At 68.5% G+C, this 10568-nt stretch carries 7 protein-coding genes and 2 tRNA genes; 4 read left to right on the plus strand and 5 right to left on the minus strand.

The window, feature by feature from the left end:
* The first annotated feature begins 150 nt into the window (after positions 1–150).
* The gene (locus AC1D12_RS13485) at positions 151–1983 is read left to right on the plus strand and encodes a PAS domain S-box protein (protein ID WP_477840929.1); all 1833 of its coding nucleotides are present in this window, start codon (positions 151–153) and stop codon (positions 1981–1983) included.
* 4 nt (positions 1984–1987) lie between these two features.
* A complete protein-coding gene (locus AC1D12_RS13490) occupies positions 1988–2788 on the plus strand; it encodes a response regulator (RefSeq protein ID WP_477840931.1) in 801 nt (266 codons plus the stop codon).
* A 33-nt stretch (positions 2789–2821) separates the two neighbouring features.
* Here AC1D12_RS13490 and AC1D12_RS13495 read toward each other — a convergent pair whose 3' ends face one another.
* The 5 genes from AC1D12_RS13495 to hrpA all read right to left on the minus strand — a co-directional run bounded on the left by AC1D12_RS13495 (position 2822) and on the right by hrpA (position 9102).
* Entirely contained in the window at positions 2822–3877 is a 1056-nt protein-coding gene (locus AC1D12_RS13495; protein WP_477840933.1) for a DMT family transporter, read from the minus strand.
* Between the two features lie 47 nt (positions 3878–3924).
* Positions 3925–4863 (minus strand): C39 family peptidase, encoded by a 939-nt coding sequence (locus AC1D12_RS13500; RefSeq protein ID WP_477840935.1) that lies wholly within the window; start codon positions 4861–4863, stop codon positions 3925–3927.
* 20 nt (positions 4864–4883) lie between these two features.
* A tRNA-Arg gene (locus AC1D12_RS13505) sits at positions 4884–4960 on the minus strand.
* Positions 4961–5001: 41 nt separating this feature from the next.
* A tRNA-Pro gene (locus AC1D12_RS13510) sits at positions 5002–5078 on the minus strand.
* A gap of 100 nt (positions 5079–5178) precedes the next feature.
* Positions 5179–9102 (minus strand): ATP-dependent RNA helicase HrpA, encoded by a 3924-nt coding sequence (gene hrpA / locus AC1D12_RS13515; protein ID WP_477840937.1) that lies wholly within the window; start codon positions 9100–9102, stop codon positions 5179–5181.
* Here hrpA and argA point away from each other — a divergent pair.
* Together argA and AC1D12_RS13525 are read left to right on the plus strand one after the other, a co-directional pair.
* A complete protein-coding gene (argA, locus tag AC1D12_RS13520; RefSeq protein ID WP_047508943.1) occupies positions 9101–10441 on the plus strand; it encodes an amino-acid N-acetyltransferase in 1341 nt (446 codons plus the stop codon). The genes hrpA and argA overlap by 2 nt on opposite strands.
* Positions 10442–10492: 51 nt before the next feature.
* On the plus strand, positions 10493–10568 hold a 76-nt coding region (locus tag AC1D12_RS13525; protein WP_477840939.1), incomplete at its 3' end, for a Fe(2+)-trafficking protein.

Genomic DNA, 10568 nt, shown 5'->3' on the forward strand with positions numbered 1-10568 from the left:
GGTTCCGACTAGCCTCGTCCGTCGAGCTGCGCCGGCTCGCGCCTCTTGCGCAACCGCCGGGCAAGGTGCCCAATGCGGTCTGTTACATCGACAACAATGCACTGCACGCGGCCCGCGCGCTGTTTCGGCCGTCGTGCGGGAGGACTCGCCATGACGACAGCCGACCCCCTGGCCGCGCGACTCTCGCAGGAGTCGCCGGACGCCTTGATCGCCACCGGGGACGACGGCCGCGTCACCTGGTGGAACCCGGCCGCCGAGGCGATGTTCGGCTACCGGCGCGACGAGGCGATCGGCCGGCTGCTCCCGGAGCTGCTGGCGCCCACGGACCCGCCCGAGCCGGTGGGCGACGAGCGCAGCCGCGAGGTGGTGCGCCGCTGCCGCGACGGCTCGCTGATCTACGTGCTGGCGTCGACGCGGATGCTCGAGCCGGTGGCCGGCCAGGTCGGCGGCCACCTGCACCGCCTGGCCGACGTCACCCACATGAAGATGCAGCGCGATGCCGACCTGATCGACACCCGCTACCGCGGCCTGCTCGAATCGACGCCGGACGCGATCGTGATCGTCAACGACATCGGCCGCATCGTGTTCGTCAATGGCCAGGCCGAGGCGGTCTTCGGCTACCGCCGCGACGAGATCGCCGGCCGGCCGCTGGAGATGCTGATGCCCGAGCGCTTTCGCGGCGCGCATGTCGGGCACCGGGCGCACTACATGGCGCAGTCGCGCACGCGCGAGATGGGCCTGGGGTTGCAGCTGTACGGGCTGCGCAAGAACGGCGAGGAGTTTCCGGTCGAGATCAGCCTGAGCCCGCTGGAGACCGAGGCCGGGCGCATGGGCATGAGCGCGATCCGCGACATGACCTACCGCCGCAAGGCCGAGCAGAAGTTCCGCGGCCTGCTCGAATCGGCCCCCGATGCCATCGTCATCGTCGACCGCGACGGCCACATCGTGCTGGTCAACACGCAGACCGAGCGGCTGTTCGGCTACCCGCGTGCCGAGCTGCTGGGCCAGTCGGTGGACCTGCTGGTGCCCGAGCGCTTCCGCGGCAACCATCCCGGGCACCGCACGCGCTTCATCGCCGACCCGAAGGTGCGCTCGATGGGCGAAGGCCTGGAACTGCACGGGCGGCGGCGCGACGGCTCGGAGTTTCCGGTCGAGATCAGCCTGAGCCCGCTGGAGACCGAGGACGGCACGCTGGTCAGCAGCTCGATCCGCGACATCACCGAGCGCCGGCGCGTCGAGCACGCGCTGCAGGAGAAGAACCTCGAGCTCGAGCGGGCCAACCAGGCCAAGGACAAGTTCCTCGCGACCATGAGCCACGAGTTGCGCACGCCGCTGAACGCGGTGATCGGCTTCACCGGCCTGCTGCTGATGAAGCTGCCGGGGCCGCTGACGTCCGACCAGGAGAAGCAGCTGGGCATGGTGCAGTCCAGCGCCAAGCACCTGCTGTCGCTGATCAACGACCTGCTGGACCTGGCGAAGATCGATTCCGGCAACGTGCAGATGCAGCTGGTCCCGGTGGCCTGCCGCTCGCTGGTGGACGAGGTGGCGTCCACGCTGCAGCCGGTGGCCGAGGGCAAGGGGCTGCGGCTGCTGGTGCAGATGCCCGACGGCGCGATCGAGGTGCACACCGACCGCCGCGCGGTGCACCAGATCCTGATCAACCTGGTGAACAACGCGATCAAGTTCACCGAAGCGGGCACGGTGTCGATGTCGGTCGGCTTCAGGGACCGCGACGTGGACCGCTGCGTCGAGCTGGCGGTGACCGACACCGGTGCCGGCATCTCGGCGCAGGACCAGGCCACGCTGTTCCAGGCCTTCGCGCGGGTGGGCAGCAGTGCTGCGCGGGCGCGCACCGAGGGCACCGGCCTCGGCCTGTACCTGAGCCGCAAGCTGGCCGAGCTGCTGGGTGGACACATCGAGCTGAGCAGCGAGGTCGGCCGGGGCAGCCGCTTCACGCTGGTGCTGCCGATCGCGCAGGACTGACGGCATGGGCGCACGGGTGCTGATCGTCGAAGACAACGCGATGAACCGCGAGCTGATGGACTACCTGCTGCGCGCGTTCGGCTTCGAGACGCTGAAGGCGGTCGACGGGCGCGTCGGGCTGGACATCGCTCGGCGCGAGAAGCCTGACCTGATCCTGTGCGACATCCAGATGCCCGAGATCGACGGCATGGAGTTCGCGCGCCTGGCCAAGGCCGACCCCGCGCTACGCGAGGTGCCCCTGGTCGCGGTGACCGCGTTCGCGATGGTGGGCGACCGCGAGCGCGTGCTGGAACAGGGCTTCGATGGCTACATCTCGAAGCCGCTGGAGCCGCTGAGCTTCATCGAGGCGGTCAACCAGCTGCTGCCGGCCGGCCTGCGCCGGTCGAACGAGGCGCCCGGCACGGCGCCGGCCGCGGCTCGCCGGCCGGCGGTGCCCGTCGCCACCATCCTGGTGGTCGACGATTCGCCGATCAACCTCGAACTCAAGCGCGACCTGCTGCAGCCGCACGGCTACGAGGTGTTGACGGCGTTGACGCCCGGCCTCGCGCTGCAGATGGCGCGCGAGCGGCTGCCGGCGCTGATCATCTCGGACGTCGGCATGAGCGAGGGCACCGGCTTCGACTTCATCCGCAGCGTGAAGGCCGACCCGCGGCTGCGCGACATCCCGTTCATCTTCCTGTCGTCGACGCACTGGAACGAGGCCTCGCGCCAACTGGGGCTGGAGCTCGGTGCCTTCCGCTACCTGCTGCGGCCGCTGGAGCCGRCACTGCTGCTGGCCGAGATCGAGGCCTGCGTGCGCCGTTGACGGCTCGCAGGATGGGCCGGCAGCGAGATCACCTCAATGCACGTGCCGATGGTGCTCATCGGGGACGTGCGGGTGTGCATGACGCATCGGCTCGTGACGGTGCGGATGGCTGTGCACCGCACCGGCTGGCAGTGCATCGTGGCCGTGGTCGTGGTGCCCGTCGTCATGGCGGTGGGCGTGTTCGTGCTCCAGTTCGTCGTGCTGGTGCTGGTGCTCGTGGCGCTCGACAAGATGCAAGACGATGCCGAGGATCATCAAGCAGGCCCCCGCCAGCATCCAGCCGCTTCCGCTGCGCTCCCCCAGCAGGAAGGCCAACAGTGCGCCGACGAACGGAGCGAACGCGAAGACGGAGCCGGTGCGCACTGMACCGAACGCACGTTGAGCGAGCAGGTAGAAGCGCAGGCTCAGCCCGTAGCCTGTCGCACCCACCGCAAGAAGGGCACCCGCCTGCCCGGCGGCCGGCACCGGTTCGTCGAAGGCCCCTGCGAGAGCGGCCGTTGCCATCGCACCCAGCAATCCCTTGTACATCACCACCTGGCCGGGATCGCGGTCGGCGACCCCGCGCGACAGCGTGTTGTCGACGCCCCAGGCTGCGGTCGCGGCGAGCACGGCCAGAAGCCCCAGGGTCTGGCTGACGCCTGCCGAGGCTCGGTCGATGATCAGCGCCATGCCGCCCAGCGTCAGCAATGTCATGGCCAGGAGGACGCGCCGGTCCATCGCCTCGCGGTACCAGAGCATGGCCAGCACCGCGGTGAATACCGCCTCCAGCGTGAGCATGAGCGAAGCGCCGGCTCCACTGGTGTGCTGCAGCCCCCAAGACAGCGCGACGGGGCCGACCGCGGCGCCAGACACCGCCATCAGGGTCAGCCGACCTGCATCGCTGCGACGGACGCGAGCCTCGTGCTCGACGGGACGGCGAAGCACCCATCCGACCAGGGCAGCGCCCGCATACAGCAGCGCCGCCGTGGTGAAACTGCCGACCCCCACGCCGAAACGCTGAACCAGCGGTGTGCTGGCTCCGAAAAGAACAGCGGCGACGAGGGCGATGAGGCCGCCGCGAAGCGCCGGCCGGCGGGTGACTCGATCCATGCCGGCAGCATGCCACTGACATGGATCAGAAGCCGCACGCTGCGCCCTCAGCCCCAATACTTGTCCGGCCGCAGCGGAAGACCCGTCGCATAGCTCGGCGAACCCGGCGGGGTCTTCGTCGGGTACAGGTTCTTCAGGTGCACCTCGGGATTCATGGAGGCACCGGAACCGTCATAGGGCTGCCAACCCGTCAGCAGCTGCGAGACGTGGGCCTGGATCGGTACCCCTGGGCGCGCCGGATCCGCGAGCAGCACGTTGTTGTTCCGATCGATGGACAGCACGTTGACGGCGTGCTGGAACGGCTGCATGTGCTGGTCCGTGCTGGTGAGCTGCAGTGTCATCGGATGCTGCTGGCTGAGCTCGTGGCGGATGGTCTGTGCCAGGCGCAACGCTTCCTGCTGGGTCTGATCGCCGGGGCTCATGTGCTCGAACGGGATCTTCCCGTTGTCCATGCCGTAGTGCTTGTAGACCTTGCCCGGGTTGCCGGGCTGGCCCGGCGCCACGCCGATCGCGTGGGCAATCTCCTGCTGCGAATGCTGCAGGCCGTAGTACGCCATCGACGACTGGCTCGCGGCATTCCAGCACGACTGGGAGTCCTGCTGCTTCTGCATGCCGAGCGGCAGTTGCGGCGGCATCGAGCCATTGGTCTTGCGGCGCGCCGACGTCGGCATGCCCAGCGGGGGCTGCATCGCAGGCCCGCCTTGCGGCATCGGGCCGTGCGGCTGCTGCGGCGCATGCGGCACCGGTTGCTGCGGTCTCCCGTAGGAGGTGGTGGGGTAATGGAAGGTCGGTGGAGGGAACCCGGTAGGCATGATCGTTGCGGCGAGCGCGGCGGTGGTTGCGACGCTTCCGATTCTGTTCAGCCCGCGCCGCCGCGACCGTCTGGTGAAGCGAAGTGGTGTCCGGCAACGCGAGATCGCTTGCGGCGAACCATCGATTGGCTCTCTTGATCGGCTTGCCCGGTGGCCGCCGGTGTCGATCGCCACCGCGTCCAGGTCGTTGATCTTGGCCTGCCCGGAGGGACTCGAACCCCCGACCTGCTGCTTAGAAGGCAGCTGCTCTATCCAGTTGAGCTACGGGCAGCGAGGGAAYAGGCTGAGGGCCTGCAGATGGGAGAGAGTTGATGGTCGGGGTGAGATGATTCGAACATCCGACCCACTGGTCCCAAACCAGTTGCGCTACCAGGCTGCGCTACACCCCGAACCGGCGCATTGTAACCAGCGCTCGCAGCGATTCGGGCCGCTCGCGCACCGGAACAGATCGACTTCGCATCGAATTCCGTCCGGCCTCCGCTGCATCCGTCACACCGTCAGCGCCCCCAGCGCCTTCTCCAGCCGCTTCACGCTCACCGGCTGCGGCGTGCGCAGCTCCTGCGCAAACAGGCTGACCCGCAGCTCCTCCAGCAGCCAGCGGAACTCCTCCAGCCGCCCGTCGTGCACGCCCTTGCGATCGGCCAGCAGCCGCAGCCAGCGCTGCTCCAGCGGACGCAGTTCGGCCAGCCGCTGGGCATCCCGCGCCGGGTCGGCGCGCAGCTTGTCCAGCCGCATCACCACGCCCTTCAGGTAGCGCGGCAGGTGCGCCAGCTGGGCCCACGGCGTCGCCCCCACGAAACGCTTCGGCACCAGGCGTGCCAGCTGCGCCTGCACGTCGTCGGCCACGTCCTTCGGCGCCCGCGCATCCTTCAGCTTGCGCTGCGCCGCGGCGAATTCGGTCAGCACCACGATCACGCTGCGGGCGATCTCGTTGGCGATCAGCGTCAGGCGCCCTCGCCCTTCGTCGATGCGCCGCCGGAAGGCCTGYGCATCGGCCGGCAGCGGGTCGGCAAGGAACGCGCGGTCGAGCGCCAGGTCGATGATCTGCTCGCGCAGTTCCTCGGCCGTGCCCAGCGGCATGTACAGCACCGCCATCTTCTGCAGGTCGGGGATGTTCTTCTCGAGGTACTTCAGCGCGTCACGGATCTGCAGCGCCACCAGCCGCCRCWGGCCGGCCCGGTGCTTGTGCGCCGCCACGTCGGGCTCGTCGAACACCTCGATCTGCACATGGCTGCCCCGGTCGATCAGCGCCGGGAACCCCACCAGCACCTGGCTGCCGCGCTTCACCTCCATCAGCTCCGGCAACTCGCCGAAGGTCCAGTCGGTGTAGGTCGGCTCGGGCGCTTCCGCCACCGGCGCGCTCGCGCGGCCCGGCGCCGTCCTGACGACGATCGTGTTCGCTCCCGCCGGCGTCGCTGCGGCAGCGGGTGCCGTGGCCACCGCCGGCCGCAGCACCGCCAGCGCCTGGAACGCCGACCGCGCCTGCCCGCCCAGCTCGGCCTTCAGGCTGGCGAGGTTGCGCCCCTGCCCCAGCTGCCGGCCGTTCTCGTCGACCACGCGGAAATTCATGAACAGGTGCGGCGACAGCTGCTCGAGCTTGAAGTCGTTGCGCTTCACGTCGAGCTGCGTCTTGTCGCGCACCGCCTTCAGCAGCACGTCCACCAGGCTGCCCGTGCCGAAGCCATGCGCCTCGTGCACCTGGTCGACGAAGCCCTGCGCATAGTCCGGCAACGGTACCAGCCGCGAGCGCGGCCGCTGGTGCAAGGTCTTCACCAGCGCCAGCACCTTGTCCTTCAGCATGCCGGGCACCAGCCATTCGCAGCGCTCGTCGCTCACCTGGTTCAGCGCGTAGATCGGCACGGTGACGGTGACGCCGTCCTTCGGGTCGCCCGGGTCGTGCAGGTAGGTCGCGCTGCAATCGACGCCGCCCATGCGCAGCGTCTTCGGGAACGACGCGGTCGTGATGCCGGYCGCCTCGTGCCGCATCAGCTCCTCGCGCGTCAGGAACAGCAGCTTCGGCTGGCGCTGGCTCTCCTCGCGGTACCAGCGCTCCAGGCTGTGGCCGCTGCACACGTCGGCCGGCAGCTGCTGGTCGTAGAACGCGTGGATCAGTTCGTCGTCGACCAGCACGTCCTGCCGGCGCGACTTGTGCTCCAGCTCCTCCACCTGCGCGATCAGCTTGCGGTTGGCCGCAAGGAAGGGCAGCCGCGTCTCCCACTCGCCGTTCACCAGCGCCTCGCGGATGAAGATCTCGCGCGCCGCCACCGCATCGACGCGCCCGAAATTGACGCGCCGGTTGCTGTAGATCACCAGGCCGTACAGCGTCGCCCGCTCCAGCGCGACCACCTCGGCCGCCTTCTTCTCCCAGTGCGGTTCCAGCAGCTGCGTCTTGATCAGGTGGCCGGCGATGCCCGGCAGCCACTGCGGCTCGATGTTGGCGATGCCGCGGCCGAACAGCCGCGTCGTCTCGACCAGCTCGGCCGCGACGATCCAGCGCCCCGGCTTCTTGCCGAGGTGCGAACCGGGGTGCTTGTAGAACTTGATGCCGCGCGCGCCGAGGTACCAGTCGTCCTCGTCGCTCTTCTGGCCGATGTTGCCCAGCAGCCCGGCCAGCATCGCCAGGTGCAGCTGGTCGTAGGTGGCCGGCAGCGTGTTGAGCCGCCAGCCGTGCTCGGCCACCACGGTGTGCAGCTGCGAATGGATGTCGCGCCACTCGCGCACGCGGCGGGGCGAGACGAAGTTGTCGCGCAGCAGCTGCTCCTGCTTGCGGTGCGAGAGCTTGTGCTCCTTGCTGCCGCCACGCGCGTCTTCGAGCCACTTCCAGAGCTTCAGCGTGCCGAGGAATTCGGAACGGTCGTCGTCGAACTTCTTGTGCGCCGCATCGGCCGCCTGCTGGTGCTCCATCGGCCGGTCGCGCGCGTCCTGCACGCTCAGCGACGACGCGATCACCAGCACCTCGGCCAGCGATTCGCGGTTGCGCGCCTCCAGGATCATGCGGCCCACACGCGGGTCGAGCGGCAATTTGGACAGCTCGCGGCCGGTCGGCGTCAGCTCGTTCTGTTCGTCCACCGCGCCCAGCTCGTGCAGCAGCTGGTAGCCGTCGGCGATCGCGCGGCGCGGCGGCGGCTCGAGGAACGGGAAGTCCTCCACCAGCCCGAGCCCGAGCGACATCATGCGCAGGATCACGCCGGCCAGCGACGAGCGCAGGATCTCCGGGTCGGTGAAGCGCGGCCGTTCGCTGTAGTCCTTTTCGTCGTAGAGCCGGATGCAGATGCCGTTGCTGACACGCMCGCAGCGCCCGGCACGCTGGTTGGCGGCCGCCTGGCTGACCGGCTCGATCTGCAGCTGCTCGACCTTGTTGCGGTAGCTGTAGCGCTTGACGCGCGCGGTGCCGGCATCGATCACGTACTGGATGCCCGGCACCGTCAGCGAGGTCTCGGCGACGTTGGTGGCCAGCACGATGCGGCGCGCGCTGTGCGGCTCGAACACGGCATCCTGCTCCTGCTGGCTCAGGCGCGCGAACAGCGGCACCACCTCGACGCCCGGCGGGTGGTGCTTGCGCARGTGSTCRGCCGCCTCGCGGATCTCGCGCTCKCCCGGCAGGAACACCAGCAYGTCGCCGGCGCCCTCGCGCCACAGCTCGTCGACCGCATCGCCGATCGCGTCGTTCAGGCCGTATTCGCGCGATTCCTCGAACGGCCGCCAGCGCTGCTCGACCGGAAACAGCCGCCCCGACACCTGGATCACCGGCGCCGGCCCGTGGCGCGACGCGAAGTGCTGCGCAAAGCGGTCGGCATCGATCGTGGCCGACGTGACGATGATCTTCAGGTCGGGCCGGCGCGGCAGGATCTGCCGCAGGTAGCCGAGCAGGAAGTCGATGTTCAGGCTGCGCTCGTGGGCCTCGTCGATGATCAGCGTGTCGTAGGCCTTCAGCAGCGGGTCGGTCTGCGTCTCGGCCAGCAGGATGCCGTCGGTCATCAGCTTGACGCTCGCGCCGGGCGACAGCCGGTCTTGAAACCGCACCTTGAAGCCGACGTGCTCGCCCAGCGGCGTGTTCAGCTCCTGCGCGATGCGCTTGGCCACGCTCGATGCGGCAATGCGCCGCGGCTGCGTGTGGCCGATCAGCCCCTTGCCGCCCGCGCCCTTGCCGCGGCCGAGCGAGAGCGCGATCTTCGGCAACTGCGTGGTCTTGCCGGAGCCGGTCTCGCCGCAGACGATCACGACCTGGTTCGCCTCGATGGCCTGGGCGATCTCGTCGCGCCGCGACGACACTGGCAGCGATTCGGGGAAGGTGATTGGCGGGACAGGATTGGCCACCGGCGTTGGGCCGCGGCGCGGGGCAGAGGTCACTCGAAGCCTTCGTGCAAAATCGTCGATTATTTCAAACTGCGGCCGGTCGTGCGGCCACGCCATGAACCTCGTCTTCCCCCACACCTTCGTGCCGTGGTTCCGTTCGGTGGCGCCGCACATCCATGCGCACCGCGGCAAGACCTTCGTCGTGGCCATCGCCGGCGAGCTGATCGCCGCCGGCAAGCTGTCGGCTTTCGCACAGGATCTCGCGATCCTGCATGCGATGGGCATCAAGCTGGTGCTGGTGCACGGCTTCCGGCCGCAGGTCGAAGAGCAGCTGCGCGCCAAGGGCCACACCTCGCGCTTCAGCCACGGCATGCGCGTCACCGACCCGCTCGCGCTCGACTGCGCGCAGGAGGCCGCCGGCCAGCTGCGCTACGAGATCGAGGCCGCCTTCTCGCAAGGCCTGCCGAATACGCCGATGGCGCACAGCCAGATCCGCGTCGTCTCCGGCAACTTCATCACCGCACGCCCGGTCGGCATCGTCGACGGCGTCGATTTCCAGCACACCGGCCTGGTGCGCAAGATCGATGCGAGCGGCATCCGCAAGCTGGTCGAGATCGGCGCGCTCGCGATGCTGTCGCCGTTCGGCTTCTCGCCCACCGGCGAGGCCTTCAACCTCAGCATGGAAGACGTCGCCGCCAGCACGGCGAGCGAGCTGCAGGCCGACAAGCTGATCTACGTCACCGAGGTGCGGGGCATTCCGCTCGACCCGCTCGACCCCGACAGCGAGATCGACCAGGAACTGGGGCTGGCCGACGCCCGCAAGCTGCTCGCCGGGCTGCCCAACCCGATGCAGCCGACCGACACCGCGTTCTACCTGCARCACGCCGTGAAAGCCTGCGAAGACGGCGTCGAGCGCGTGCACATCGTGCCGTTCTCGGTCGACGGCTCGGTGCTGATGGAATTGTTCACCCACGATGGTGTGGGCACGATGATCGTCGACGAGAAACTCGAAAGCCTGCGCGAAGCCACCTCCGACGACATCGGCGGCATCCTGCAACTGATCGAGCCGTTCGAGAAGGACGGAACCCTGGTCAAACGCGACCGGACCGAAATCGAGCGAGATATCGACCATTACACCGTCATCGAACATGACGGCGTCATCTTCGGCTGTGCCGCCCTGTATCCGTATCCCGAGGCGCATACCGCCGAAATGGCCGCGCTGACGGTGTCCCCGAATGTGCAAGGGCAAGGCGATGGCGAGAAAATACTCAAGCGCATCGAACAGCGCGCACGCGGTGCCGGGTTCGACAGCATTTTCGTGCTGACCACCCGAACGATGCATTGGTTCATCAAGCGCGGCTTCAAGCAGGTCGACCCCGATTGGCTGCCCGAGGCCCGCAAGCGCAAATACAACTGGGACCGGCGCTCCCAGGTTCTCGTCAAGAAACTGGCCTGATCCGCCGGTTTCGTTTCACGACATTACAAACAGATCGACAGGAGTTACGTCATGGCTCGAATGGTGCAATGCATTTACCTGAAGAAAGAGGCCGAGGGCCTGGATTTCGCGCCGTATCCCGGTGAAC

This window comes from Rhizobacter sp. P1_G5, assembly GCF_056405435.1.

Bases quoted from the DNA above. Each gene is read 5' to 3' on its own strand.
- AC1D12_RS13485 (WP_477840929.1), top strand. From the start codon at position 151: ATGACGACAGCCGACCCCCTGGCCGCGCGACTCTCGCAGGAGTCGCCG.